Origin of the sequence: Streptomyces sp. NBC_01716 (assembly GCF_036248275.1) — a bacterium.
Taxonomy (GTDB): domain Bacteria; phylum Actinomycetota; class Actinomycetes; order Streptomycetales; family Streptomycetaceae; genus Streptomyces.
Map to the genome: position 1 here is coordinate 3,912,209 of NZ_CP109181.1, position 25,970 is coordinate 3,938,178.

The following is a 25,970-nucleotide window of genomic DNA, read 5'->3' on the forward strand; positions in this document are numbered from 1 at the left end:
CCGCCGCTCACCCAGGAGTGACGAGCCTCGCCTCGTACGCGAACACCGCCGCCTGCGTACGGTCCCGCAGCCCCAGCTTCACCAGGATGCGGCTCACATGCGTCTTGATCGTGGACTCGGCGACGACGAGATGACCGGCTATCTCGGCGTTCGAAAGACCCTGCGCGATCAGCACCAGAACCTCCGTCTCGCGCTCCGTGAGCTCTCCCATCTGTGCCAGCGCGGGCTGGCGCGGGGACTCGGCCAGCTTGGAGAACTCCGTGATGAGCCGACGCGTCACCGTCGGCGCGAGCAGCGCCTCGCCGGACGCCACCACCCTTACGCCGTCCGCCAGTTGGCGCGCCGACGCGTCCTTGAGCAGAAAGCCGGACGCCCCCGCCCGCAGCGCCTGGTACACATACTCGTCCAGATCGAACGTCGTCAGGACGAGCACCTTCGCGTCCGCGTCCGCCGCCACGATCTCGCGCGTCGCCTCGATACCGTTCAGCTCCGGCATCCGGATGTCCATCAGGACCACGTCCGGCCCGAGGGCCGCGACCTGTGTGACGGCCTCACGGCCGTTCACCGCCTCGCCGACGACCTCGATGTCCGGCATCGCGTTCAGCAGGACCGAGAAGCCCTCGCGGACCATCACCTGGTCGTCGACGATCAGCACGCGGATCGTCATGACCGCTCCCCGTCGGCCGCCGCGGCCGGACCCGGACCCAGGCCCGAGCCCGCGTCCGCGGGCTCGTCCTCCTCCTGCGCGGCGACCGGTATGTACGCCGCGACCTCGTAGCCACCGTCCGGCAGCAGCCTCGCCGTCATCTCACCGTTCAGCATCGTCACCCGCTCCCGCATCCCCGTTATGCCGTGGCCCGCACCCGGCGAAGGCTTCACCAGCCCCTGCGGCGGCGTATTGACTATCCGCAGGCCGAGCCCGCCCAGCACATACGAGACCTCCACCTTCGCCGTCGCCCCCGGCGCGTGCCGCAGCGCGTTGCTGAGCGCTTCCTGGATGATGCGGTACGCCGACAGCTCGACGCCCTGCGGCAGTTCCCTTACCGCTCCGGTGACCGCCTTCTCCACGGTCAGACCCGCCTCACGGACATTGGACAGCAGCCCTTCGAGGTCGGCCAGGGTCGGCTGGGGCGCGTCGGGCGCGTCGTAGTCCTCCGCCCGTACGACTCCGAGCACACGGCGCAGCTCGGTCAGCGCCGCGACGGCGTTCTCCCTGATGGTGGCGAATGCCTTCTCCAGCTCGGGCGGCGGATTCTCCACCCGGTAGGGCGCCGCCTCGGCCTGGATGGCGACGACCGACATATGGTGCGCGACGACGTCGTGCAGCTCGCGGGCGATGGTGGTGCGCTCTTCGAGCAGCGTGCGCCGGCTGCGCTCGACCGCGTTCACACTGCGCTGCACCGCCACCTCCTTCTTCGCGTCACGGCGGATGTGCAGCGCGGAGACGGTCAGCAGGCTGAGCGCGGAGACGAAGAGCATGGGCGCGCTGGTCGAGCCGTACACCCCGCCGCCGAAGAGCGTCTCGACCACCGTCGAGTACACGAGTGTGAGCGCCCACATCCAGGCCGCGGTGCGGGGGTTCGTCCGTATCGCGACGATCGTCATGACGGCCAGATACGAGGCGAAGGCGGCGGGCGTCCAGGGCCAGTCGCCGTAGTAGGAGACCGACATCCCCGTGATCGCGGTGACCGCGAGAGCCAGCCACCAGGCCGCGACGGGCCTGACGAGAACGAGGACGAGCGGCACCACCGTCATCAGCTCGACCAGCCCCGTGCCGTTCGACGTCCCGACGACCAGCGCGAACAGCACGCACCCGCCGATCAGGAGGTGCGGGAACCATCCCGCGTACTCACGGATCCGCTCCGGCAGCCGGCGCGTGATCACGCCGTCCGTCGCCATACGCGGCATCGGCCGGTAGGCGAAGGCGTCGCGGAAGAGGTCCTGCCGCAGGCTTCCGATCAGGCCCGTGGCCAGTCGGACCTCGGGGCTCCGGGTTTTCCCGGTCGCGGTCTTCGCCGCCTTCGCCGTCTGCGTCTCTGTGTTGGTCACGTTTTCAAGGTAAGGGGAGAGACAGGCACCGGTCGTCACCAGTGATAGGGATCCTTTCCCGTCCCTCCCAGGTACTACATGCACACCCCCGAGAGCTACACGCGCCGGAACACCTCCGCGTGCTCGGCCGCCCACTGCGCGAACGTACGCGCGGGACGCCCCGTGACCTCCTCCACCGTCCCGATCGGCGTCCGGCCCTCGGGCGGCGTGTTCCCGTACACCTCAAGCAGGAAGCCGATCACGTGCTCCGGCTGCCCGGCCGCCCGCCACTCCTCGACCGCCTGCGCCTCGGTCAGCTCCACCACCTCGATCTTCCGGCCCCTGGCACCGGCGAGCGCGTCCGCCTTGTCCTGGATCGTCAGCGCCTCGGGCCCGGTGATCAGGTACGACCTGCCGCCGTGCCCGTCCTCGCTCAGCGCGACCGCAGCGACGGCGCCGATGTCGCCCTCGTGGACCATGGCGCTCAGCCGCCCGACGAACGGCTCACGCACGCTGTCGCCGGCGCGGATGCCGTCCGCCCACCCCAGCGCGTTGGCCATGAACTCGACCGGCATGAGCACGGTCCACGCGATGCCGTGCGTCGCGCCACCCGCCTTGACGGCGTCCTGGAGCGGGGTGTCGCCCCCGCCGTTGAGCACGGTGATCCGGCGTACCCCCGCCTTGACCGCCAGCTCGACGATCTCGGGACCGGTCCGCAGTTCCGCGAAAGCCCCGCCGTCGAAGGTGATCAGGTGCAGCCCGGTGACGCCCTCCAGCGCGGGGGCGATCGACGCCGGATCGGCGAGGTCACCCCGTACCACCTCGACACCGTCGGGAAAGTCGGCCTTGGCCGGGTCGCGGGTCAGGGCGCGTACGGAGAGCCCGCGGCCGAGCAGCTCGCGGACTATCTCCCGGCCCACCGTGCCGGTCGCGCCTGTCACAAGGTTCACGTTCGTGTTGTTGGTCATGCGTCGAACGTAGGAGGGCTTGCGGTCAGCTCCGGTCCGCAAGCCGTCTCGGCAAGCCGCCCCCGCAAACCGTCTCCGCGAGCCTTCTCCGCAGGCAGGCCGTCAGTACGCGAGCTGCGCAAGTTCCTCGGCCACGACCGCGCAGGCGTCGGCGCCCGGGTCGACCGGCGGGTAGTGCCCGACGTCCTCCAGGAGCGTGATGCCGACCATCTCCCCGGCCCTGGCGGCGGCGGAGACGTACGCCTCGGAGACGGCCTGCGGTACGACGATGTCGTCCCGGCCCTGCACGACGGTGGTGGCGATCCCGGTGGGCAGCAGCACCGACGGGTCCGTACTGTCCCTGCGCGCCTTCAACTCCGCGTCCCCACCGAGGAGTTGCACGACGGCTCCGCCGCACACCCCCAGCTCGACGGCGGAGGTGAAGTCCGCGATGGGCGCGATGGCGACGACCCCGCGCAGCAGCGGGGGCTCGTCCAGCCGCCACGGCGACCCCTGGGGCAGCACATGCCGCGCCGCCGCCCAGAGCGCGAGGTGGCCACCGGCGGAGTGCCCGGTGACCACGATCCGGCGCGGGTCGGCCTGCGGGAGCGCGTCGGCGACGAGCGCGGGCAGGGCGTCCATCACGGCGGCTATGTCGTCGAAGGTCTCCGGCCACCGCCCGGCGACGGGACCCGACCCGCCAGGGGCCTCCCCCGCGCTCCCCCGCCGGTACTCCACGTTGGCCACGGCGAATCCACGGCCGGCCAGAAAGCCGGCGAACGGCGTCAGATGCCCCCGGTCGTACGGCGCCCGCCACGCCCCGCCGTGCACCACGACCACCAGCGGCACACCCTCGCGCCCGCCACGCGGCGCGTAGAAGTCCACGACCTGGTCGGGATGCTCCCCGTACGCCGACGTGACGTCCGGCTCCACCCCTGGACGCGACATCAGCGCCTCGAACTCGGCGTTGTCACGTGCGACCGCAGCGACATCGGCGGAGCCACGGGCGGCGGAATCCGTCATGCCGCGCCAACCTTTCGATGAGAGACCCGAATTGACCTGATCAGCGCGGACGTTATCAGCATCCGCGCCACAGGTTTACGGCCACGTCCCACCACCGACGGCCCCGCCGACGGCCCCGCCCATCAAGATCGCTCCGGCATCACTTCCGCATCACCTCTCAGCGCCGCAGATCGCACGGTCGAGCAGCGCCTGGAGGGCCCTCTCCGCCGCGAACAGCCACTCGTCGTCCGCCTTCTTCCCGGTCGAGTTGATGACCACCGACCGCTGACCGTCCTCGCTGACCGCCGTCCGCACGGTCTGCCCCTCCAGATCGCCGCCGTGCCCCCAGCGGTACCCACCACAGCTCAGCGGCTGCCGCATCACCCCGAGCCCGTACCGCAGCCCGGGAAAGACCGCCTCGAAGTCCGCGCCCACGGGTACGGTCCTCCGCAGCTCGGCCATCTGGGCGGGCGGCAGCAGCCGACCGCGCTGAAGGGCCGTCAGGAACCGGTCCAGATCCCGCTCCCCGCTGATCAGCTGCCCGGCGGCGGTAGCCCACGACATGTTGACCAGGCTCGTGTCCGTCCAGCCGGTGGACCCGGGGAACTGCTGATACGCGTGCGTATAGGGCCCCTTGAGAGTCGGGTCGTCACCGGGGACGTACGTCTGCGTGAGCCCGAGCGGGCGGACGATACGGTCGCGGACCTCCCTGTCCCACGACTTGCCCGTGGCCTTCTCGATGATCATCCCGGCGAGCGTGTAGCCGGTGTTCGAGTAATTCCAGTCCGGCTCGGGGTCGTTGGGATCGGCGGGCTCGAAGTCCGGCTTGTGCCTCATCGCCCCGGCCACCGACTCCTCGGGGTCGTGGTGGTCGAACCTGGTCCGCTCGAAGTCCTCGGCCGTGTTGCCGGTGTCCTCGATGAAGTCGTAGTTGTAGATGCCGCTGGTGTGCTGGAGCAGATGCCGCACCGTGACCCGGCCGCCGTCGTTGCCGTTCCCCGCCACGACGCCCGGCAGCCAGTCCTCCACGGTGTCATCCAGGGACAGCCGCCCCTCGGCGGCGAGTTGGAGGACGACCGTCGCCACGAACGTCTTGGTGACGCTGGCGGCCCGGAAGTTCGCCGCGTGCGACACCCGCCGCCCGGTGCCGAGTTCGGCCTCTCCGGCGACGGCGTACGTACGGCTCTGTCCGTCCCGTACCTGTACGGAGATGCCGACGTACCCGGCCTCCCTCAGCACACGGTTCACCTCACGCTGCAACTGCTTCTGCGACAGCGCGGCGCCCGCGGAGTCCCGGCCACCGCCTTCCGTCCCGTGCGCGGGCGCCGGCCCGGCGGACACCCCGAGGGACACGGCACAGACGGCGGCGGTGACGAGCGCGGTGACCACGGGCAGGCGCGGACGGCGTGAGGTTTTCGAGTAAGTACCCATGCCCACCAGCCTGTTGGACCTGGCTCCCCGATCCCATGACGCGGGCACCCATCCGGGCGGTGGGGATATCCCCAGGCGGTGGGTGGGGTTCATCGGCCGCCCGCGGCACAGCGGCGGGGCGGGGAGAGCCCCGGCCCCGCCGCAGCGAGCGCGCCTGCCTCAGCTCGCGTCCCGAAGCCTCAGCTCACGTCCGGGAGCCTCACGTCCCGGAGCCCCGCAGGACATCCCCCAGCACCCGCGCCGCCCGCTCCGCGTCGCGGAAGCCCACGTACAGCGGCGTGAAGCCGAACCGCAGTACGTCCGGCCGCCGCAGGTCCCCGACCACTCCGCGCGCGATCAGCTCCGCCATCACCGCGGGCGCCTCCGCGCAGCGCAGCGCCACCTGGCTGCCGCGCTCCGCGTGCGCGGCCGGAGTCAGTGAACTGACCCGCCCCGCCGGGGCGTACGCCTCCACGCACCGCAGGAAGAAGTCCGTCAGCGCCAGGCTCTTCGCCCGCAGAACGTCCAGCGAGACGCCCTCCCACACGTCGAGCGCGGCTTCCAGCGCCAGCATGGAGAGGATGTCGGGCGTACCCACCCGGCCACGCGTCGCGCCGTCCGCCGCCGCGTAGTCCGGCGTCATGCCGAACGGGTCCACATGCGAGGTCCAGCCGGGCAGCGGGGAGTCGAAGGCTTCCTGATGACGTTCCGCGACGTACAGGAAGGCCGGTGAACCCGGCCCGCCGTTCAGGTACTTGTACGTACAGCCGATCGCCAGGTCGACCCCGTGCGCGTCCAGCCCGACGGGCAGCGCGCCCGCGCTGTGGCACACGTCCCAGATCGCCAGCGCGCCCGCGTCGTGCAGCGCCGCCGTGATGCCGGGCAGGTCGTGGAGCCGGCCCGTACGGAAGTCGACGTGGTTCACGAGCGCGGCGGCCGTACGCGGCCCGAGCGCACCCGCCAACTCGCCCACGGCCACCGGCACCAGGCGCTTCCCGGTCATCCGCGCGGCCGACTCCGCGATGTACCCGTCGGTCGGGAAGGTCGCGGCGTCGACCAGGATCTCGTTCCTGCCCTCCTCCGCGATACGCGCTGCGGCCACAACCGCCTTGAAGACGTTGACACTTGTGGAGTCGCCGACCACGATCCGGCCGGGCGCCGCGCCGACCAGCGGGGCGATCCGGTCGCCGACCCGCTCGGGCGCGGTCCACCAGCCGCCCTCGGTCCAGGAGCGGATGCGCAGCTCGCCCCACTGCCTGGTGACGACGTCCTGGACCCGCTCGGGTACGTGACGGGGCAGCGCCCCGAGCGAGTTGCCGTCCAGGTAGACGGTGTCGTCGTCCAGCACGAACAGCTCGCGCCGCGCGGCCAGTTCATCGGCGGCGTCGAGCTCCGCGGCCAGTTTCACCAGCTCTTCCGAAGCCACGGAGGAATCAGACATGGCTGCGCGCCGTCCACAGCTCCGGGAACACGTTCTTCTGCGCGCGTTTCTCCAGCCACGCGACCCCGGCGGAGCCGCCCGTCCCGGTCTTGGAGCCCATCGCGCGCCGCGTCGCCACGAGATGGTCGTTGCGCCAGCGCCACACCAGCTCGGCGACATCCGTCAACGCCTCGCCCAGCCTGATGACTTCACCGTTCTGGTCGGGCTCCGCGTAGATCCCGGCCCAGATCTCCTCGACCGCCGTCGACGGCTCGTACTTCTGTGTGAGGTCCCGGTTCAGCGCCGACGCCGGCACCGGCAGCCCGCGCCGGGCCAGCAGGCTGAGCACCTCGTCGTACAGGCTCGGCTCCTGAAGCGCCTTCTCCAGCTCGGCGTGCACGCGCGGCGCGCCCCGGTGCGGTACGAGCATGGACGCCGACTTCTCGCCGAGCAGGAACTCCATCCGCCGGTACATCGCCGACTGGAAGCCGGAGCCGTCACCGAGCGCGCTGCGGTACGAGTTGAACTGCACGGGGGTCAACTGGCTCAGCGGCGTCCACGACGCATTCAGCGCCTCGAACTCGCGCACCGACCGCTTGAGCGCGTCGATCGCGACCGGCACCCGGTCCTCGCGCAGCGCGCGTGACGCGGTCTCCCACTCGTGGACGATGACGGTGAACCACAGCTCCATCACCTGGGTGGTCACCAGGAAGACCATCTCGCCCGGGTCGTCGGACACCGGGTGCTGAAGGTGGGTGAGGACGTCCGCCTGGACGTAGTCCTCGTACGGGGTCGTACCCGCGAAGTCGAGGTTCGGGGAATCCGAACCGGCTCCGGAGGCATCGGGGTGCTGCGACATCTCTGTCTCCTCGATATTGCTACCGGGTAGCGGTCCGCCCCTTCCAATCGGCATCGGAGCTCCGGTCCCCTGTTCGCATCATAATCCCGACTTCAGGGCACCGCCGGGCCTGTGATGTACGTCCCGTTCTCCGCGTACGGCCATGCATTCGCAACGCAGCCGTGCAGGCCCTTGATCTGCTGCATCATCGCCGGCGCGGGCTCGCCGTCGCCGCCGCAGGTGACATGGCCCCGGCCCAGCCGGTGGCCGACCTCGTGGTTGATGATCAGCGCGCGGTACTCGGAGACCGGACCGTCGAACTGCTCGGAGCCCAGCACCCAGCGCTTGAGATTCACGACGACGGTGCGGCCGACGGTGCAGTTCACCTCGCCGCGCGTGAGGAGGCCGGCGGCGCCGCAGATCTCGTCCACCGTGCCGGGCGTCGCTATCTTCACGTCGAAGTCGGAGGGGCCGGAGGCGACGAGCTGGAAGGAGTTACGGCCGTCGGATGTCCAGCCCCGGGGGTGCGCGAGGATTGTCTCGATCTCGACGGCCGCCTGCCGCTCGGAGAGCTCGATGCCCTTCTCGACCTGCACCTTGTAGCGGCGGACGGTGTCGCCGGAGCCGGCCTTCGAACCGGTGGAGCGGGCCGTGGTGAAGGTGCCGGGGCCGTCGTCGGGGACGGGGATACGGCGTGCCGAGTCGGGGGAGACCACGGGGTCGGGGGCGACGTTCGAGCCCCCGGGGGCCGCGGGCTCGCGCGCCCCGGATTCCGCGTCGGACGCGTCATCGGCCGGGCCGTCCGCAGGGTCCTCGGGGGCCGCTTCGGCCGTGCGATCGCTCCCCGCCCAGTCGGCGATGGCCGCGCCGCCACCGACGAAGACGGCGGTCAGACACACGCCGATGAACACGGCGCGGGCGATCGGACGGCGCCGGGCCACGACACGCTTGCCCAAGACGGACTTCTCCCCTGCTTCGGCCGGCGTCGGGGAGAGGGTGCCGGGACCTCGTACCGGATTCGATGGCGTGTGTGATCGTATCGACCGCGCGCCGCAGGTCCGTAGCCTTTCGGACGGCCACGGACCTGCGACGGACCTGCGTGACCTGCGTCAGCCGCCCTCAGCCGAGGGTGTCGGCCGCCACCGCCGAGGAGTCCCGCAGGAAGACCGTGCAGCGCTCGTACTCCTCCTGCTCGCCGATCGCCTGCGCGGCGCGGGCCAGCGCGTGCAGGGCGCGCAGGAAGCCACGGTTCGGCTCGTGCTCCCACGGCACCGGGCCGTGCCCCTTCCAGCCGCTGCGGCGCAGGGAGTCCAGGCCACGGTGGTAGCCGGTGCGGGCGTACGCGTACGACTCGACGACCCGGCCGTTCTCGAACGCGTCGTCGGCGAGCTGGGCCCACGCGAGCGACGAGGTCGGGTACTTCGCCGCGACGTCGGCGGGCGCCGTCCCGTTCGCGAGAAGCTCGCGCGGCTCGGGGTCGTCGGGCAGGTGCGTGGGGGGCGGTCCCCCAAGAAGGTCTTTGTGGATGGCCATGCTTCCGAGTGTCCCAGGTCGCGTCGGATTCCGTGGCGGTGGTGCGGGTTTGCCACCGGCAATCGCGGACGCAGGGCCCGAACCGGGGGGGCGGCCCCCCTCACGCGTCTGCGGCGGACGCTCCCGCCTCCTTCCCCTTCGGCGTCGTGGTGGGCTCCAGCGGCGGCGCCGACAGCCCGCAGTTCACCTTGCACTGGGGCAGGCTGGGGGCGGCCTCGGCCTTCTTTCCCTCCGCGGCCTTCGGCGCACGCACGGTGGTCCAGGCAATCACCGACGCCACCACCAGGATCCCCGCGCACAGCGGCATCGCCCGGTCGAAGGACGCGTCGAACTGCGTCGCCGACCGGTACACCTCCGGCCCCGCGCCCGCCAGCAGCGGCAGCGCGGCCACCGCGAGCAGACCCGCGGCGCGCGCCGCCGCGTTGTTGATGCCGCTGGCGAGTCCGGCGCGCGAGCTGTCGACGGACGCCAGGACCGTCGCGGTCAGGGGCGCCACCAGCGTCACCATGCCGAGGCCCATCACCACCAGCGCGGGCAGTACGTCCCGTACGTACGAGGCGCCCGCGCCGACCCGCAGCATCAGCAGCAGACCGCTGGCACAGAGCAGCGGCCCCACCGTGAGCGGGATACGCGGCCCGATCTTCGCGCCCAGCTCGCCCGACCTGGCCGAGAACAGCAGCATCAGCACGGTCGTCGGCAGCAGCGCGGTCCCGGCGCCGAGCGCCGAGTAACCCACGACGACCTGGAGCTGCAACGACGCGAGGAAGAAGAACCCGCCGAACGCCGCGTACACGCACAGCGTCACCACATTGACCGAAGTGAACAGCCGCGAGGCGAAGATCGACGGCGGCAGCATCGGATCGGGCCGCCGCCGCTCCAGCACCACGAACGCCACGGCCACCAGCACGCCCGCGATCCCCGACCACCACACCTTCGCGATCAGCGCGTACGTCACCAGCCCCAGCGCGACCGCGCCCAGCACCGCGCCGCCCACGTCGAACCGGCCGTGCGCGGCCGGGTCCTTCGACTCCGGCACATGTCGCAGAGCCACCGGCGCACAGACCGCGGCGAGCGGCACGTTCAGCAGAAAGATCCAGCGCCAGCCGGGCCCGTCCACCAGCCACCCGCCCAGGAACGGCCCGACGGCCGCACCGACACCCCCGAGCCCCGACCACAGTCCCACCGCGCGCGCCCGGTCGTCCGGATGGAAACTGGCCTGGATCAACGCGAGCGACCCGGGCACCAGCAGCGCACCGCCCACCCCCTGCAACGCGCGGGCGACGATCAGCACCTCGGCGGTGGGCGCGAGCCCGCACATGAGCGACCCGAGAGCGAACCACACGATCCCCAGCACAAAAATCCGCCGCCGCCCGTACCGGTCCCCGAGAGATCCCCCGAGCAGAATCAGCGCGGCGAGCGTGAGCATGTACGCGTTGACCGTCCACTGAAGGTCGGCCAGATCGGCGTTGAGATCGTCACCGATGTGCGGCAGGGCGACATTGACGACGGTGGAGTCGAGCAGCGCCATGGTGGACCCGAGCACCGTGGTAAACACGATCCACCGGCCGACGGCCGTGCCCAGCCTGATATCCATAAGTAAATCCTCCCCGCCCGGAGGCTACGTGGCGAGCCGGCGGAGCGCACGAATCAGGGCCGCCGTGCCCCGTTCCGCCTTGGCGCGCGGGCAGCCGACGTTGAGGCGGACGAAACCGTCGCAGCCGTACGTCGTGCCCGGCATGATCGCCACCTTCTCGCGTTCGATCAGCTCGCGCTGGAGCTCGTCGTCGGCCACGCCCAGGGGGCGCAGGTCGATCCAGGCGAGATAACCGGCCTCCGGTGGGCGCCAGGCGAGTTGGGGGAAGGCCGCGTCGAGGCGGGTGGCGAGCATGCGGAGGTTGGCCGCGAGGTAGGTGTTGAGCGCGTCCAGCCAGGGCGCGCCCTCGCGGTACGCGGCGATGTGGGCCGTCAGCGCGAGGACGGCGGGGGAGGCGAGGCCCTCGGCCGTCAGCATCCGGCGCGTGAACTCCGCGTGGTCGTCCGGGTCGCCGATGATGCCGTACGAACCGCTGAGCGCGGGGAAGTTGAAGGCTTTCGAGGCCGAGGTGACGATCGCCCACCGGCCCGTGCCGAACCGGGTCCACGGCAGATGGCGGCGGCCGGCCGGGACGAATTCGGGGTGGACGAAGTCGGCGTGGATCTCGTCGCTGATCACCGCCACGTCGTACGCCGCCGCGAGCTTCGCGAACTCCGTCAGCTCGCCCTCCGTCCACACCCGGCCCGTCGGATTGTGCGGCGAGCACAGGATCAGCACTCTGCTGTCGGCCCTCGCCAGCTCCCGCTCCAGCGCCGCCGAATCGCCCACCGGCACCCCGCGCAGCTCACGGCCGAGTCCGGTGACCGCCTTGCGGAAACCGTCGTACGTGGGGGTGTGGACGACCACGCCGTCGCCGGGGGCGGTCCACATCCGCAGCAGCTGCGACACCTGGTTGAGCACGGACGGCGCGTAGACGACGCGGTCGGTGTCCAGCTCGGTGTCGTAGCGGGTGGCGAACCAGTGCCGCAGCGCCGACAGGAAGTCCTCGTGGCGCCAGTCCGTGTAGCCCAGCACGCCGTGGGCGAGGCGCGCCTGGAGGGCGGCGAGCACCTCGGGTGCGCAGGCGAAGTCCATGTCGGAGATGGTGAAGGGGAGGAGTCCGTCGACGCCGAAGCGGTCGGCGACGCCGTCCCACTGGACGCTCCAGGTGCCGCGGCGGTCCACGGGGGTGTCGAAGTCGTAGCCCACAGGGGTCCTCCTCGGGACGGACGGCCGGGCAGCGCGTGAGCGGGCAGTGCGTGAGCCGGGCCGGGCAGCACACGGGCCCGGCACCCCAGGGGGCGCCGGGCCCGCCGCGTACGGACGTTGGCCACGTACTGCCGTTGGTTACTTGAGCTTGGTGCCCGCCGAGCGCAGCGCCCCGCACGCCTCGGAGACGCGCTTCGCCATGCCCGCCTCGGCCGCCTTGCCCCACGTGCGCGGGTCGTACGTCTTCTTGGAGCCGACCTCGCCGTCGACCTTCAGCACACCGTCGTAGTTGCGGAACATGTGGTCCGCGACCGGCCGCGTGAAGGCGTACTGCGTGTCGGTGTCGAGGTTCATCTTCACGACGCCGTTCTCCAGCGCCGTCGCGATCTCCTCGACGGAGGAGCCGGAGCCGCCGTGGAAGACGAAGTCGAACGGCTGGCTGCCCGCGGGCTTGCCGTACTTCGCGGCCACGCCCTCCTGGAGGTCCTTCAGCAGCTCGGGGCGGAGGACGACGTTGCCCGGCTTGTAGACGCCGTGCACGTTGCCGAAGGACGCGGCCAGCAGGTAACGGCCCTTGTCGCCCAGGCCCAGGGCCTCCGCGGTGCGCAGCGCGTCGTCGACGGTCGTGTAGAGGGAGTCGTTGATCTCGTGCGTGACGCCGTCCTCCTCGCCGCCGGTCGGGGTGATCTCGACCTCAAGGATGATCTTCGCGGCGGCGGCCTGCGCGAGCAGCTCCTCACCGATGGTGAGGTTGTCGGCGAGGGTCTCGGCGGAGCCGTCCCACATGTGCGAGTTGAACAGCGGGTTCCGGCCGGCCTTGACGCGCTCGGACGAGATCGCGAGGAGCGGACGTACGTAGGTGTCCAGCTTGTCCTTGGGGCAGTGGTCGGTGTGCAGCGCGACCGTGATGTCGTACTTCGCGGCAACGATGTGCGCGAACTCCGCGAGCGCGATGGCGCCCGTGGCCATGTCCTTGTTGTACTGACCGCCGAGGAACTCCGCACCACCGGTGGACATCTGGATGATGCCGTCGCTCTCGGCCTCCGCGAAGCCGCGCAGCGCGGCGTGCAGAGTCTGGGACGAGGTCACGTTGATGGCCGGGTAGGCGAACTTGCCTGCCTTCGCCCGGTCGAGCATCTCGGCGTAGACCTCGGGGGTTGCGATGGGCATCGGGCCGCTCCTTGTGATGTGCGGGTTGAGGTGCTTTGTCCCTGACCTGGGGGCGACGTCATTGTCGCCCTCATCTTTCCAGACTCTTGTCCGTACGGTGAGGCTCAGGCCAGGCCGAGGTCCGGCAGGGTGTACGCGCTGACATACCGCAGCCCCGCGGCCTCCACGGCTCCGGCGGCCCCCCGGTCGACGATCACCGCGACGGCGACGACCTCGCCGCCCGCCTCGCGCACCGCGTCGACGGCGGTCAGCGGCGAACCGCCGGTCGTCGACACGTCTTCCACCACCAGGCAGCGGCGGCCCTTCACGTCCGCGCCCTCGATACGGCGCTGCATCCCGTGGGCCTTGCCCTGCTTGCGTACGACGAACGCGTCCAGGCTCGCGCCGCGCGCGGCGGACGCGTGCAGCATCGACGTCGCGACGGGGTCGGCGCCGAGCGTCAGGCCGCCCACGCAGTCGTAGTCCAGACCGGCGGCAGCGGCGGTGTCGAGCATGACCTGCCCGACCAGCGGCGCGGCCTGCCCGTCCAGGGTGATACGGCGCAGATCGATGTACCAGTCGGCCTCGATGCCGGACGACAGGGTCACCTTGCCGTGCACGACGGCCTTGTCCTTGATCTGCTGGAGCAGCTCAGCACGTACGTCAGTCATGGCCCTGAGCTTACGACCCGGTCCGGAGAGCCTCCTCAGAGCCGGCGCCAGCTCCAGGTCGTCCGGATCTCCAGGGGGTCGATGGGCGTGACCAGGCGCGGCAGGGTGTTCAGCCCGTTCGGCGGACCGGTCTGCGGCTCCACGCAGACGGCCTCGGCCTGCTCGTCGTAGACGACGGCCCATTCGGCGGTACTGGCCACCTTCAGTTCGAGCCGTCCCGGCCAGGTCAGCGTGGCCGCCACGCCGTCGGGCATCCCGAAGCAGTCGTCCCACGGGCCGGGGCGGGGGTCGATACGGCGGCCGGTCGGCAGATGGTCCGCACCGCGCTCCTCCTGCCAGGCGGGGGAGAAGTCGAGGCGTACGGCGTCCTCGTCGGCCGTACGACCGTCCAGGTGGCGGAGGAACCAGGGGTGCCAGCCCGCCTGCGCGGGGAAGGAGTCGTCGTACGTCTCGACGCCGAGCGTGAGCGTCAGGGAGTCGTCGGTGAGCTCGAAGAGCTGCGTGACGCGACCGGTGTACGGCCAGGGGTCGGCGAGTTCGTACGTGAACGCCGCCTCGGTCTCACCCCTGCGCGCGGTGCGCCATGAGGTGTCGCGGCCGGTGCCGTGGATGGCGTGGGGCGGGGAGTTGAGGGGCAGTTGGTGGGTGATGCCGCCGTTGCCGAACCGCCCGTGCTCGACCCGGCCGCACCAGGGCACCATCGGGAAGCAGCCGTACCGGTCGCCCTGCCGCAGCAGCTCCGTACCACCGACGCGCAGGCTCGCGACGCGGCAGCCGTTCGCCGGATGGATGGTCAACTCGGCGTCGCCGGCCGCCAGTCGGATCTCGCGCTTCTGGTCCGTTTCCGTACTCACGCCATGACCCTACGGCTCAACGCCTGCGCCGGAGCGCGCGCCCTACGACGACGGCCCCCGCGATGGCGAGCGCCGCGGCGGGCGCCACCCACCGCAGCGCGGCACCGGCACCGCCGGACTCGGGGGCCTGCTCGGGCGCGTAACGCCCACGGGGCGGCGCGTGATCGACCTCCTCGGCACTCCGCCCAATCATGGTCCGCCGCGCATGGGCGGCCTCGGCGGGCGGATCGAGGGGCACCAGAAAGTCCCCGTTCCCGGAGGAGGTGTCCCCGAACCCGAGGGTGTCGTCGAAGCTGTCGGGGTCGGGGTCCGGCCCGAAGCCGGGGGGCTCGGCGGGTTGATCGGCATCGGCGCCGGCCGCGGAGTCGTCGGCGGGTCGATCGGCATCGGCGGCACCTGACTCGGCGCGGGACACGTCGCGGTCCTCGCCCTGCCCACCACTCGCGTCAGCGCTGCCCGACTCGGGGGCAGGCACCGCGCCCTGCCCGGCGTCGGCGCCCGCCGGCCGGCCAGAGGCGGGGGACGCGTCGCCCGCCGACGGCAGCTCCTCGTCCTGCCCACCACCGACGCCGGAGGCGTCCGGCCCGCCACCCGCAGCCTCGTCAGCGCCAGGGGCATCCGCCGCACGCTCGCCACCACCAGACGCGTCGCCCGACGCCGCGACGTCCCCGTCCCGCCCGGCACCAGGCTCGGCGGCAGACGCCGCCACGTCCTCGCCCCGCCCGGCCCCCGGCCCCGTCGTCGCCCCGTCCGCCGACGAGTCGTCACCCTTTCGCAGCGCCATCGCGAAGCGGTCCAGGAGGCGGCGGCCTGTTGCTTCTGAGGTCGGGGCGTCGATTTCCGTGAGGCGGCCGGTCGACGTGGACGTCGCCGTGAACGTGACCGTCGTGCCCGCGGCGGTCTCCGTGAGTCGGAGGCGGACGTTCAGCTTCGCGGAGCCCGTACCACGGACCTCCGCGCCCTCGCCCTTCGCCGTGAAGCCGCCCGCCCGTTCCGTGAGCGTCAGTGCGCCCCGGTACGTGATCGTGTGGCCGCCCACGCGGACCTTCAGGCGGCCCGAGAGCGGGCGGGCCGACTCGTCCGCGTCCTGTTGGAGGCCGGGGACGCAGCGCGCGACGCGGGCGTGGTCCCTCAGCGCCTCGCGGAGGGTCTCAGCCGGAACCGGAATGAACACCTCATGCTCCATGGGTCCCGAGCCTACTCAGCCCCGCCGACTCAGGCGCCCCTCCGCGCACAACGGTCCCCTCACCCCGCGTACCGCGGATGTACCAGCGTCGAAGGCGGCAGATCACGCAACCGGGTGCGTTCCGCCCCGAGGACCCCCGCTTCGAGCAGCGGCGCGGCCAGCGAGCGCAGCCGGGGCACGTCCGGGGGGAGCTCCACCCTCGGCGGGTGGCCGACGGCGGCCAGGACAAAGCCCCAGTCCTGCCCCACGACCGCCTCCGCCGCCGCCCCCGCCGCCCGGTCCGGCCCCGCGCCGAAACCGGACGCCCGCCCCGTCGCGCTGTACGGACTCGTCCCGAACCCGGCCGCCCGCAACGTCGCGTCCACCGTCCAGTACGTACGCGGCCGGGCAGCCGGCGGCCCCGCGTGCACCGCCAGCCGCCCGCCCTCCGCGAGCACCCGGGAGGCGAGCCCGTAGAACTCCTCCGAGTAGAGCTTGGTGCTCGGGGTGATGCCGGGGTCGGGCAGGTCCGAGATGACCACGTCGTACGGCTCCGGCTCCGGCCCCGGCCCCCGCTCCCGCAGCCACGCGAACGCGTCCGCGTACTCCACCCGCAGCCGGGGGTCGTCATACGCGTGCTTGTTCAGCCCCGCCAGCGCCGGGTCCGTACGCGCCAGCCGCGCGACGCCCGGGTCCAGCTCCACGAGCGTGACCGAACGGACGTCCCCGTACCGCAGCACCTCCCGCGCCGCGAGCCCGTCGCCGCCTCCCAGGATCAGCACCCGCTCGTGCGGACCGCTCATCGCGGGATGCACCAGCGCCTCGTGGTACCGGAACTCGTCGCGCTCGCTGACCCGCAGCCGCCCGTCCAGATACAGGTCCAGCGGACCGCCCCGCGAATCCCGCCCGCCCCGCCCGCCCGTCAGCACCACTTCCTGGACGTCGGTCTGGACCGCGACCCGCACCCCGTCCCCGTACACCGCACGCCTCGCGGCCCGCTCGAAGTCGTCGACCAGCACGGCCGCGGCCCCCAGCACCGCGAGCACCAGGACGTTCACGAGCAGCAGCAGCCCCCGCTCGCGGCCCGTCAGGTCGCGGCCGAAGACCCAGAGCACGAGCGCGCCCCCCGCCACCACGTTCACCGCGCCGGTCAGCAGCGCGCCCGTCAGCTGTCCGAACCACGGCAGCAGCAGGAACGGGAACGCGAGCCCGCCGACCAGCGCGCCCACATAGTCCGCCGCGAAGAGATCCGCGACGGTCCCGCCCGCGTCCTGCCGGGAGACCCGCTGGATGAGCGTCATCAGCAGCGGGATCTCCGCGCCGATGAGGACCCCGATGGCGAGCGAGAAGCCGATCAGCGCGTACCGCGACTCCCCCATCCAGGCGAACGTCGCGTACAGCACCATCGCCGAGCAGCCCCCGAGCAGGGCGAGCGCCGCCTCCACCAGGCCGAATCCCACCGCCGCCCGGCAGCGCAGCCGCTTGGCGAGCAGCGACCCGAGGCCCATCGCGAAGACCATCAGGGACAGGACCACCGACGCCTGCGTGACCGAATCCCCGATCAGATACGACGCGAGGGCCACCAGCTCCAGCTCGTACACCAGCCCGCACGCGGCGCACACGAAAACCACGGCGAGGATCAGGAAGCGACCCGCGCTGGGTCGGACGGGCAGTCGCGGCGCGCTTTCCGCCGGCGCGACCACAGACTGGTCGATCATTCCAGTAACGCTACGTCACGACTTCCGTGCGGCTTGTCACCCACAAGGGTGGTAACTCTCGTTCACACCTCTCCCCATGGCCTATTCCTGTCGCTCCCACCGGACTCCCACCGGGCTCCCACCGCCGAGGCCGTGGCCCCACACACCGCTACAGACTCACCGGCACCCGCGCTCCCACCCGCGTCCGGGTCACCACCAGCGCCCCTTCCTGTGGATACGCGTGCCAGGTGAGCCAGGAAACCTGCCCCTCGTGCCGCCGCACGAGCATCGCCGTGAACGCGTTCGGGTCACCCGGGAACGTGCCCGCGAGTCCGTTCGGATGGTCGGCGACCAGCGCGAGCAGCTCCTGCGCTCGCCCCGCGAACGAGCCGCGCGACAACGTCTCGACGCGCGCGGCGAATTCGTACTCCCACTCCCCCACGCGCTCGGCGACACCGAGCGGAAGCGGCGTACTGCTGCCCGGGATACAGGCCACCGTCTCGGAGCAACTGCCCCGCTCCTCCTCAAGAAGCACCTGGTGGGAGGCGCCAAGAAGCCTCAACTGAAGCTTGGCACCGGTCAGTTCGAGATCAAGGACGGCGAGAGCGGGCAGCGGCTCGCGCCCCAACTCCCAGGCCAGATCGGCGGCCCGGGTGTCGGTGTAGGCGGTATTCAGAGTTCTGAGCATGGGTCGGCTCCGCAAACACGCTTGGCAATATGGACCGGGTGGCGTCCCGGAGGATGAATGGGAAGTTCCGATTTCGCAGATCTGCTGTGACCTGCGAGTGGCGAACTGCGAACGGTGAACGGTTGGGACTTACGGGCAGAGAAGTGAGAACCGGGAACCAGGAGCTGAGAGACGGGAATTACGAGCTGGCGAAAGTAGGAGATCGTCTACTCGGCTCCGCGCGAAAGTCCGAGGTTCGAGCGCCCTGAGGTCCGGGGGCTGGATAATCTCAACAGCGAGGCAATCACGAAGTAAGCGGCGCTCACAGCGTTTTTACCCAACTTGACTTGGTTTCCATCCCCTCGGGGGTGCCACAGTTCAACTGTTCAACCAGAAACCGCTCAACTCCCCACCGGCCCACGGCGGGACCCGCCCCCCGACGATCAACGTGAAGGTGCCCGGCGGGAGTTCACCCCGCCGGGCACCTTCAGTGGCCACGGACCAGCTGCCCCGTGTCAGCTGCCTCCGCCGCCGCACCCCCCGCCGCCTCCGCCGCAGGAGGACGAACCCCCTCCGCAGGACGAGGAGCCGCCTCCGTCACCGCTGGAGAACCAACTCCCGCCGCTCCCGCCGCTGTCACCGCCCCCGTCTCCCCCGCCGGAACGGCGGCTTCCGGAGAGCCGGACACCCCGATTGCCGTTCCGTGCCCGCCGGTTCTTCGAATAGGTCCCTATCGCGAACAGGAACCCGACAACCAACAGTGCGAGAAGCCCGAAGGCCAGACCCACAACGTTCATCGTCTTCACCGTCTTTCTGTTCCCCCGTGGCGAGGCCCCCGCGCCGTCGCGTGACCGGCTTCGCCGGTGATCGGCTTTCGTGCCGTCTTCTTGTGTGACTGGGGAATGCCCCCCGCCCCACGAGCCCAAAGCAGACTTGAGCAAGTCCAGAGCTTCGGCGCAGGATGGCCGCCATGACCGCCACGAATCCCACGTCGTCCGCCGCGAGCGACGCCCCCGAGCGCCACCGCCCCCTGCTCAACCGACGCCTCGCGGAGTTCGGGACGACGATCTTCGCCGAGATGTCGGCGCTGGCCGTCCGCACCGGCGCGATCAACCTGGGCCAGGGCTTTCCCGACACCGACGGCCCGGAGGAGGTCAGGGAGGCGGCGGTACGGGCACTGCGCGACGGCCGGGGCAACCAGTACCCGCCGGGCCCCGGCATCCCCGAGCTGCGCACCGCGATCGCCGACCACCAGCTGAGGCGGTACGGCCTGGCGTACGACCCCGACACCGAGGTCCTGGTCACCGCCGGCGCCACCGAGGCGATCGCCGCGTCGCTGCTCGCCCTCGTGGAGCCCGGCGACGAGGTGATCGCCCTGGAGCCGTACTACGACTCGTACGCCGCCTCCATCGCCCTGGCGGGCGGCACGCGCGTCCCCGTCACGCTGCGGCCCCGCGACGGGGCGTACCACCTGGACCTGGACGAGCTGCGCGACGCCGTCACCCCGCGCACCCGGCTGATCCTGCTCAACACCCCGCACAACCCCACCGGCACCGTCCTCACACGCGAGGAGCTGGCGGCCGTGGCGGCGCTCGCCGTCGAGCGGGATCTGCTGGTGGTCACCGACGAGGTGTACGAGCACCTGGTCTTCGACGGCGAGCATCTGCCCCTCGCGTCCTTCCCGGGGATGCGCGAGCGCACGGTCACCATCTCCTCAAGCGGGAAGACCTTCTCGTTCACCGGCTGGAAGGTCGGCTGGGTGACGGCCACGCAGGAGCTGGTGACCACGGTCAGGGCCGCGAAGCAGTTTCTGACGTACGTGTCGGCCGGGCCGTTCCAGTACGCCGTCGCCGAGGCGCTGCGGCTGCCGGACAGCTACTTCGAGGACCTGCGCGACGATCTGCGGGCCAAGCGCGACCTGCTGTCGGCGGGGCTCGTGGCGGCCGGGTTCGAGGTCTACCGGCCGGCGGGCACGTACTTCGTCACCACCGACATCCGGCCACTCGGCGAGAGCGACGGCTTCGCGTTCTGCCGCGCGCTGCCGGAGCGGTGCGGGGTGGTGGCCGTGCCGAACGCGGTGTTCTACGACCACCGGGAACAGGGCGCGCCCTTCGTACGGTTCGCGTTCTGCAAGCGCGCGGAGGTCCTGGCGGACGCGGCGGACCGGCTGAAGACGCTCGCGGCGGGGTGAGCGCGCGAGGACTTCAGGGAATGACCTACGGTCCCGCGTGGACCTGGCAGGCCCACAGGCTCGGCGTACGGGGGTACTCGGCGCGCAGTTCGCACACCGCGCGGTGCAGGGCGCGCGCCGTGCCGTCGACGGTGAGCGGGCCGCCATCGGCGGGGTCCAGCCGCTCGTACAGCCCGCGCGCGACCCGCGCCCCGATCCTGTCGTCCACCGGCCAGAGCGAGCCGACGACATGGGGGAAGCCCGCCATCTGGAAGGCGCTCGCGATGTGCACGGACTCGTCGGCGAGTTCGGCGCTGATACGCATGGTGTCGCAGGCGGACAGATAGGCCAGACGGGCGCCGGGAAGGCGCAGCCGGGCGAGATCGCGCACGGTCGGAGACGCGTCGGGCGGGCCGTGCAGCACCAGTCGGCCGTTCGAAGGGCGCAGCGGATCGCTGACGGCGTGGCAGGCGAAGTGGACGTGCGCGTGGTCGCGCAGGCGGGCGTCGACCGCCGCGCGGGTCGCGGCGCCGTCGGCGAGGAGCGTGGCGTACGGCAGCCGTCGCGCGAGCCAGTCGGCCTCCTCGCGCGCGCCGGGCAGCGCGGGAAGCCCGTCCGCCTCGGGGACGGCGACGATCAGGAGGGAGTCGCCCGGGGTGTCGGCGGCAGGGTCGTCGGAGCGGGGGCGCGCCGGGGCGCGTGTGCGGGCGTGGTGGAGCGTACGGAGTGTGGGGGCGTACGAGGAAACCACCCGGTCGAGGGCGCCCGGCCCATTGCCGTCCGGCGCCGCGGCGTGCAGGGGCAGCGTGCCGAGCAGCCCGCCAGGCGACCACCAGATCCGCGGCAACTCCTCCCCCTCCGGAGGGACTTCGAGGCCCAGCCGGTCGAGGACGGGGCCTGTGACGGCGGACCAGAGCCAGTCCAGCGTGGCCCGCACCTCGCCCTGGGCCCGCAGTGCCTCCTCGTGGCCGCTCCCCGGCGCGTTCATCCGCGCGAGCGCGTCGTGGAAACGCTCGGTGCGAGTGGTGACCGCCGGCGCGGTGAGCAGCGGCAGCGGCAGCGCTTCGACCGAGCCCCCGGTCACCAGGAGGGCGCCACCGGCCGGGGCCTCGGCACCGCCCGTACTGTCGGCGGGCGGCACATGCACCAGCACGACCGGCCCCTGTGCGGCTGCCGCGCCCAACTCGGCGTCGTCCCAGTCGCGTACGGACCGGAAGAGCCGCAACTCGGGGTGCTCGGCGCGGATCCGGGCGGTCAGCGCGTCCCACTGGGCGGTCAGCCGCTGCCGCCGGTCGCTGGCCGGGGCCACGGGACCGGACGGCTCGTACGAGGAGTCCTCCGGCGGCTCGTGGTCGGACGGCTCGTACGAGGAGTCCTCCGGCTCCGGTACCAACTCGTCCGTCGACGCGTCGAGTCCCTGCCGCAGCCTGACCAGCTCCTCCGCCAACTCCGGTGCCTTGCGGGCCAGTTCCGTCAGGTCGCTGTTCGCGTCGAAGGCCTGTGCCAGCAGCACCCCGCGTGCCTGCTCCAACAGCCGTACCGCCAGCCCAGGTTCACCGCACCGGACCGCGCACGCCGCGGCCTCCGCGCCCAGCCCCACCGTCCCGCCGAGCCGGAACTCCTGGTCGTCACGGAGGAGATGACGCGGCGAGAGGACCGGCATCAGGTCGACCGCGACGACGTACCCCTTGAGCGCGAGATCCGGTCTGCCGAGTTCCATCCCGGCACGCGCCCACCGCCAGGCCGCGTCCAGCCGCTCCGAGGACGGACACTGCGGTTCGAGCGCCGCCTCGCGGAAGGCCGCGGCGGACTGTCTGAGGTCGTCCACCGCGCGCGTACGTGCGTACCGTTCGGCCAGCAGTTCACCCAGCGCTGAGAGCCGGGTCGTGAGATTCGGGTGCTCCGGCGGCGTCGCGTCGACGGCCTCCCGCAGCAGGCGGACCGCCCGTTCGTGCGCGCCCGAGAACCACCCCGCACGCAGCGAGGCACGCTGGAGAACGGCCGCCGTCACCAGGAAGTTCGAGCGCAGCGGCGATCCTTCGGGCACGGCGGCGATGGCCGCTTCCAGCACCTCCCGCGCTTCTCGCAGATCCCGGCGCCGGTGGGTGATGTCGAAACGCGAGAGCAGGATGAGCGACAGTGACAACTGCCTCTGCGGCAGAAGCGGATCGGTCGCGTCGGTCAGCTCCAGCGCCGCCCTGATGTGCTCCACCGCCTGGTCGGCCGTGGCCACGTCGCGGGTCCGTCCGGCCGTACGCGCCAACGCACCGCCCGTCGCGGAGAGAACCGCCGCGCGCTTCGACGCGGACGCGCCGGGCAGCGAGGCGGCCCGCCGCCGGCAGTCCAGCGCCTCCGCCAGATCGGCCGAATCCTGAAGCCTGTTGTGGCGGAGCATCAGCGCGGCGCCGAGATTGATCAGCCGTCCGCCGAGCAGATGATGTCCGGCGGGGGTCTCGCGGACGGCCTCGCGCTGCGCGTCGACCGCCTCCGTCAACACCGCGAGGTCGGACGACTGTTGATGGAGCGAGAGCAGGACCGTACCCAGATTGGTGAGTGCGCCGGGCCGGGACGCGTGACCTGGCGGCAGCATCGCGAGCGCCTCGCGCATCCTGGCCACGGCGGTCACGAGATCTTCGGGGGCGCCGAGGCCGCGCTCGTACCGCCCGCGCAGCTCCAGGGCGGAGTTGACCAGCCGCTGGACCGTACGGCCGGGCGTCCCGGCGGTGTCCCGGGGCTCCTCGTCGCGCAGGAGCCGCCGCGCCTCCTCCAGGTCGCGGACGTCCCCGATGCGCGCGTGCCGCAGCCGCAGCGCGAGGCCCAACTGCTCGTCGGCGCGGGTCCGCTGGCCCGGATCCGCCCAGACCTCCTGACGCGATCGGCCCAGTACGGCGATGGCCTCCTCCAGGTCGGCGAGCTCGCCCGTCCGCTCGTACCGCTTCACCAGCATGAGGGCCAGATCGGCCAGGGCTGAGCCCGGTCCGAGCGGGTTCCCGGCCACGGCGCCCCTGCTGAGCACGACGACCTCGTCGAACTCCTCGACCGTGCCGCCCGACCGGTCCAGCCGCAGACTCAACGCCCGTGCCAGGATGCTTCTGTGGCGGGCGAGGTCGGGGTTGTTGTCGTCCGTCTGGGCCAGTACGTCGCGGGCGATCCCGGCCGCCTCGTCCAGATCCTCCGCGTCGGAGGTCCGCTCGTACCGCTCCACCAGCGCCAGCCCGTGATTGCTGAGCCGGGTCAGGCGCTCCGGGTCGCCGGCCGGACTGAGCCGGACGGAGCGGCGACCGAGGCGCAGCACCTCTTCGGCGAGGTGCGCCGACTCCTCGCGCAGAGCGTCGTCGTCCCAGGCGCGCGCCGCCGCGGCCAGCGCGTCGGCCAGGCGGGAGACTCGTACGGCGAGCTCCGGGTCGTCGGCGGCGGTGGCGAGCACCGAGAGCCGGCCGGCGGCGATCGCCTGCGCGCGCACCAAGTCGGGTGAACCACCCGGCGTTTCGAAGGCCCTCGCCATCTCCGGTGGCAGACCAGGCAGTTGACGGCCCTCACCGGCGGCCGTGGCGGCCATGCACACCCCGCTCCACACCTCAGGACCGTCGGCGTCGGCGGGGTCCGGCCAGGACTCCGGGGGCAGTGAGGCCCAGAGTGCCGCCAACTCCGGTGGTACGGCCGCCCGGTCGCACACCCAGACGGGAAGCAGCAGCATCCCCGCGCACGAGCCCTCCTCCGCGCCCTTTCCCTCGCCGAGCTCACCGCACCGGGCCCAGTACAGCCAGCCGGCCGCCTGCCGGGCGTCCATGTCCGTACGGAGATCGCAGCCGCGCAGCAACGCCGCCAGCTCCGCGTCGGCCTCCGGGCCGAACACCAGTGACCCGTCGCCCCGTTGAATGGCGCGGTCCAGCCGTCCCGTCACCGCGCCCAGCAGGTCGTCCCGGCCGTCCCGGCTTCTGCCCCGCACCCGCACGCCTGCCCCCGCTCCCGTCCGACAACTGACCCATTGTGTTGGACAGCGGCCCAAGCGTGCCCGCCCAAGGCACACTTGAGGCCATGACCGCATCAGACACGGCGTACGGGGAGGGTCCACGCGCCAGCTCCATCGCGGCTCTGTGCGCGCTGCTGGGGGCACGGGACGGGCTCTGGCGCACGGACGAAGAAGTCTCGGCGGCCACCGAGCGCGCCAGGGCGCTGCTCGCGCTCTGCTCCACGGCGGACCCCGGGCAACTCGACGCGGCCTTCCGGGAGTTGGACGAGGCGCTGCTCCGGGCCGGCGACGCGCGCGGGCTGGGCGGCCAGCTGCGGGTAGGGCCGGGCCGGCCGTACCCCGGTCAGACGATCCCGGGCGTCCGCCCGATGATCAAGGTTGCCCTCTGCCCCGGCACGGTCCTCTGCACGCGCCGCGAACCGGCCAAGGACCTCCGACCGGCGCCACCGTGCGCGCTCAACGGCACCCGAATGCGCAAGGAACGCCTGCGCCGGGACCCGACGACATGAGCGCGGTCGCGCCCAGGGCGTGTTGCGACAGCGGCGTCGCCCACCGACAGGGCCGGGCTCAGCGCGGGCCGGACACCGCGCGCCCCGCCCCTCCGGCGGACGACGCCAATTGTCGGACACGGCCCAGGCCCGCGCGCCGGTGAACCCCCTCCTCGTCACGCTCGGCACCAAGCTCACCGAGCGCTGGCTCAACCTTCTCGTGCTGCCCGGTGCGCTCTTCCTGGGAGTCGTTGCCGCCGGCACCACCCTCGGGCACGCCCACTGGCACGACATCGACCGGCTGCGCGAAGCCCTCGACGACCTGACCGCGCGGCCGGTCCTGGACCGTACGGGCACGGCGGCGATCGCGGTGGCGGTGATCCTGTTGCTCTCATCGGCGCTGTCGCTGGCCGCCCAGTCCGTCGGGACCGCCGTCGAGAGCTTCTGGCTGCGCGAGAGCCGTTTCCCGCTCGGGCGCCGGCTCCAGAGCGGGCGCCACGCGGCCTGGCAGCGGCTCGACCACGAACGGACCGAGGCGATCCGCGATCCGGCCACCCCGGCGGCCGACATCGAACGCCTCACCCGGGCCCGCGACCGTATCGCCCTGGTCCCGCCGAGCCGCCCCACCTGGTACGGCGACCGGCTCGCGGCAGCCGCCGCGCGCGTCCACGCGGCGTACGGCATCGACCTCGCCGCCGTGTGGCCCCGCCTGTGGCTGATCCTCGCGGAACCGGCCCAGCGCCAGATCGAGTCCGCACGTCTCGCCCTCGCCACGGCGGCACGGCTCGGCGCGTGGTCACTCGGCTATCTCGCCGTCGCCGCGTGGTGGTGGCCGGCGGCCCTGATCGCCCTGGGCTGCGCGCTGGTGGCCCGTTCCCGCGCCCGCGAGGCGGTGGAGTCGCTGGCGTCCCTCGTGGAGGCGGCGGTGGACGTCCACGCCCGGGACCTGGCGGTCCTGGTGGGCCTGGAACCCCCGGACGCGACGGGCGGCCCGCTGTCGCCGGACACGGGGGACAGCATGTCGGAGATCTTCCGCAAGGCGGACTGACGGGCGCCGCGCTCCCCGCCGGGCCGCTGCCCGCCCCCGCCCTCACCGGCGTGCGCGCTCGCATGCGCACTCGCGAAAGCCCGGCCGAGAACGGCGATCGTGCTGATCGCGGCTCTCGCCGGGCTGTC

At 72.2% G+C, this 25,970-nt stretch carries 21 protein-coding genes; 3 read left to right on the forward strand and 18 right to left on the reverse strand.

Features of this window, described 5'->3' with window-relative positions; translation table 11 throughout:
- Positions 1 to 7 precede the first annotated feature (7 nt).
- The 17 genes from OIE74_RS17025 to OIE74_RS17105 form a co-directional block, all read right to left on the reverse strand.
- Positions 8 to 667, reverse strand: a complete 660-nt coding sequence (locus OIE74_RS17025) for a response regulator transcription factor (protein ID WP_329384100.1) — start codon at positions 665 to 667, stop codon at positions 8 to 10.
- Positions 664 to 2,049: a sensor histidine kinase gene (locus tag OIE74_RS17030; RefSeq protein WP_329384102.1), complete on the reverse strand. Its 1,386-nt coding sequence runs from the start codon at positions 2,047 to 2,049 to the stop codon at positions 664 to 666. Before OIE74_RS17030 ends, OIE74_RS17025 begins: the two co-directional genes overlap by 4 nt.
- Positions 2,050 to 2,144: 95 nt before the next feature.
- Complete coding sequence (locus tag OIE74_RS17035) at positions 2,145 to 2,996, reverse strand: NmrA family NAD(P)-binding protein (protein ID WP_329384105.1); 852 nt, start codon at positions 2,994 to 2,996, stop codon at positions 2,145 to 2,147.
- A 102-nt stretch (positions 2,997 to 3,098) separates the two neighbouring features.
- Entirely contained in the window at positions 3,099 to 3,998 is a 900-nt protein-coding gene (locus tag OIE74_RS17040) for an alpha/beta hydrolase (protein WP_329384108.1), read from the reverse strand.
- 150 nt (positions 3,999 to 4,148) lie between these two features.
- Entirely contained in the window at positions 4,149 to 5,408 is a 1,260-nt protein-coding gene (locus OIE74_RS17045; protein WP_329384110.1) for a serine hydrolase domain-containing protein, read from the reverse strand.
- Positions 5,409 to 5,607: 199 nt separating this feature from the next.
- Positions 5,608 to 6,828 carry a kynureninase gene (kynU, locus tag OIE74_RS17050; RefSeq protein ID WP_329384113.1) on the reverse strand — a complete coding sequence of 407 codons (1,221 nt, stop codon included), beginning with the start codon at positions 6,826 to 6,828 and terminating at the stop codon, positions 5,608 to 5,610.
- Positions 6,821 to 7,666, reverse strand: a complete 846-nt coding sequence (locus OIE74_RS17055) for a tryptophan 2,3-dioxygenase (RefSeq protein WP_329384117.1) — start codon at positions 7,664 to 7,666, stop codon at positions 6,821 to 6,823. The genes kynU and OIE74_RS17055 overlap by 8 nt, the downstream gene beginning before the upstream one ends.
- A gap of 92 nt (positions 7,667 to 7,758) precedes the next feature.
- A complete protein-coding gene (locus tag OIE74_RS17060) occupies positions 7,759 to 8,601 on the reverse strand; it encodes a DUF3152 domain-containing protein (protein WP_329384120.1) in 843 nt (280 codons plus the stop codon).
- A gap of 163 nt (positions 8,602 to 8,764) precedes the next feature.
- Positions 8,765 to 9,178: a DUF3151 domain-containing protein gene (locus tag OIE74_RS17065; protein WP_329384123.1), complete on the reverse strand. Its 414-nt coding sequence runs from the start codon at positions 9,176 to 9,178 to the stop codon at positions 8,765 to 8,767.
- 100 nt (positions 9,179 to 9,278) lie between these two features.
- On the reverse strand, positions 9,279 to 10,772 hold the full coding sequence (locus OIE74_RS17070; RefSeq protein WP_329384126.1) for an MFS transporter: 1,494 nt from the start codon (positions 10,770 to 10,772) through the stop codon (positions 9,279 to 9,281).
- A gap of 24 nt (positions 10,773 to 10,796) precedes the next feature.
- Positions 10,797 to 11,960 (reverse strand): MalY/PatB family protein, encoded by a 1,164-nt coding sequence (locus OIE74_RS17075; RefSeq protein WP_329384129.1) that lies wholly within the window; start codon positions 11,958 to 11,960, stop codon positions 10,797 to 10,799.
- A gap of 138 nt (positions 11,961 to 12,098) precedes the next feature.
- Positions 12,099 to 13,130 carry a class II fructose-bisphosphate aldolase gene (fbaA, locus tag OIE74_RS17080; RefSeq protein ID WP_329384132.1) on the reverse strand — a complete coding sequence of 344 codons (1,032 nt, stop codon included), beginning with the start codon at positions 13,128 to 13,130 and terminating at the stop codon, positions 12,099 to 12,101.
- Positions 13,131 to 13,234: 104 nt separating this feature from the next.
- Entirely contained in the window at positions 13,235 to 13,780 is a 546-nt protein-coding gene (pyrE, locus tag OIE74_RS17085; protein WP_329384134.1) for an orotate phosphoribosyltransferase, read from the reverse strand.
- Between the two features lie 35 nt (positions 13,781 to 13,815).
- On the reverse strand, positions 13,816 to 14,634 hold the full coding sequence (locus tag OIE74_RS17090) for an aldose epimerase family protein (RefSeq protein WP_329384137.1): 819 nt from the start codon (positions 14,632 to 14,634) through the stop codon (positions 13,816 to 13,818).
- A gap of 16 nt (positions 14,635 to 14,650) precedes the next feature.
- Positions 14,651 to 15,820 carry an SRPBCC domain-containing protein gene (locus OIE74_RS17095; RefSeq protein WP_329384140.1) on the reverse strand — a complete coding sequence of 390 codons (1,170 nt, stop codon included), beginning with the start codon at positions 15,818 to 15,820 and terminating at the stop codon, positions 14,651 to 14,653.
- A 59-nt stretch (positions 15,821 to 15,879) separates the two neighbouring features.
- The gene (locus tag OIE74_RS17100; protein ID WP_329384143.1) at positions 15,880 to 17,517 is read right to left on the reverse strand and encodes a polyamine aminopropyltransferase; all 1,638 of its coding nucleotides are present in this window, start codon (positions 17,515 to 17,517) and stop codon (positions 15,880 to 15,882) included.
- A 148-nt stretch (positions 17,518 to 17,665) separates the two neighbouring features.
- The gene (locus OIE74_RS17105; RefSeq protein ID WP_329384146.1) at positions 17,666 to 18,184 is read right to left on the reverse strand and encodes a DUF2617 family protein; all 519 of its coding nucleotides are present in this window, start codon (positions 18,182 to 18,184) and stop codon (positions 17,666 to 17,668) included.
- A 949-nt stretch (positions 18,185 to 19,133) separates the two neighbouring features.
- On the opposite strand from OIE74_RS17105, the gene OIE74_RS17110 reads away from it, so the two are divergent.
- Positions 19,134 to 20,354, forward strand: a complete 1,221-nt coding sequence (locus OIE74_RS17110; RefSeq protein WP_329384149.1) for a pyridoxal phosphate-dependent aminotransferase — start codon at positions 19,134 to 19,136, stop codon at positions 20,352 to 20,354.
- A gap of 25 nt (positions 20,355 to 20,379) precedes the next feature.
- On the opposite strand, the gene OIE74_RS17115 is transcribed toward OIE74_RS17110, so the two are convergent.
- Positions 20,380 to 24,282 (reverse strand): CHAT domain-containing protein, encoded by a 3,903-nt coding sequence (locus OIE74_RS17115; RefSeq protein WP_329384152.1) that lies wholly within the window; start codon positions 24,280 to 24,282, stop codon positions 20,380 to 20,382.
- A gap of 89 nt (positions 24,283 to 24,371) precedes the next feature.
- On the opposite strand from OIE74_RS17115, the gene OIE74_RS17120 reads away from it, so the two are divergent.
- Both OIE74_RS17120 and OIE74_RS17125 read left to right on the forward strand, forming a co-directional pair.
- The gene (locus tag OIE74_RS17120; protein ID WP_329384155.1) at positions 24,372 to 24,815 is read left to right on the forward strand and encodes a hypothetical protein; all 444 of its coding nucleotides are present in this window, start codon (positions 24,372 to 24,374) and stop codon (positions 24,813 to 24,815) included.
- Positions 24,816 to 24,924: 109 nt separating this feature from the next.
- Positions 24,925 to 25,842 carry a hypothetical protein gene (locus OIE74_RS17125; RefSeq protein ID WP_329384158.1) on the forward strand — a complete coding sequence of 306 codons (918 nt, stop codon included), beginning with the start codon at positions 24,925 to 24,927 and terminating at the stop codon, positions 25,840 to 25,842.
- Positions 25,843 to 25,970 lie beyond the last annotated feature (128 nt).

Bases quoted from the DNA above. Each gene is read 5' to 3' on its own strand.
- OIE74_RS17045 (WP_329384110.1), bottom strand. From the start codon at position 5,408: ATGGGTACTTACTCGAAAACCTCACGCCGTCCGCGCCTGCCCGTGGTC.
- OIE74_RS17100 (WP_329384143.1), bottom strand. From the start codon at position 17,517: ATGATCGACCAGTCTGTGGTCGCGCCGGCGGAAAGCGCGCCGCGACTG.
- OIE74_RS17025 (WP_329384100.1), bottom strand. From the start codon at position 667: ATGACGATCCGCGTGCTGATCGTCGACGACCAGGTGATGGTCCGCGAG.
- OIE74_RS17110 (WP_329384149.1), top strand. From the start codon at position 19,134: ATGACCGCCACGAATCCCACGTCGTCCGCCGCGAGCGACGCCCCCGAG.
- OIE74_RS17070 (WP_329384126.1), bottom strand. From the start codon at position 10,772: ATGGATATCAGGCTGGGCACGGCCGTCGGCCGGTGGATCGTGTTTACC.
- OIE74_RS17065 (WP_329384123.1), bottom strand. From the start codon at position 9,178: ATGGCCATCCACAAAGACCTTCTTGGGGGACCGCCCCCCACGCACCTG.
- OIE74_RS17040 (WP_329384108.1), bottom strand. From the start codon at position 3,998: ATGACGGATTCCGCCGCCCGTGGCTCCGCCGATGTCGCTGCGGTCGCA.
- kynU (WP_329384113.1), bottom strand. From the start codon at position 6,828: ATGTCTGATTCCTCCGTGGCTTCGGAAGAGCTGGTGAAACTGGCCGCG.
- pyrE (WP_329384134.1), bottom strand. From the start codon at position 13,780: ATGACTGACGTACGTGCTGAGCTGCTCCAGCAGATCAAGGACAAGGCC.
- OIE74_RS17120 (WP_329384155.1), top strand. From the start codon at position 24,372: ATGACCGCATCAGACACGGCGTACGGGGAGGGTCCACGCGCCAGCTCC.
- OIE74_RS17035 (WP_329384105.1), bottom strand. From the start codon at position 2,996: ATGACCAACAACACGAACGTGAACCTTGTGACAGGCGCGACCGGCACG.
- OIE74_RS17105 (WP_329384146.1), bottom strand. From the start codon at position 18,184: ATGCTCAGAACTCTGAATACCGCCTACACCGACACCCGGGCCGCCGAT.
- OIE74_RS17095 (WP_329384140.1), bottom strand. From the start codon at position 15,820: ATGGAGCATGAGGTGTTCATTCCGGTTCCGGCTGAGACCCTCCGCGAG.
- fbaA (WP_329384132.1), bottom strand. From the start codon at position 13,130: ATGCCCATCGCAACCCCCGAGGTCTACGCCGAGATGCTCGACCGGGCG.
- OIE74_RS17055 (WP_329384117.1), bottom strand. From the start codon at position 7,666: ATGTCGCAGCACCCCGATGCCTCCGGAGCCGGTTCGGATTCCCCGAAC.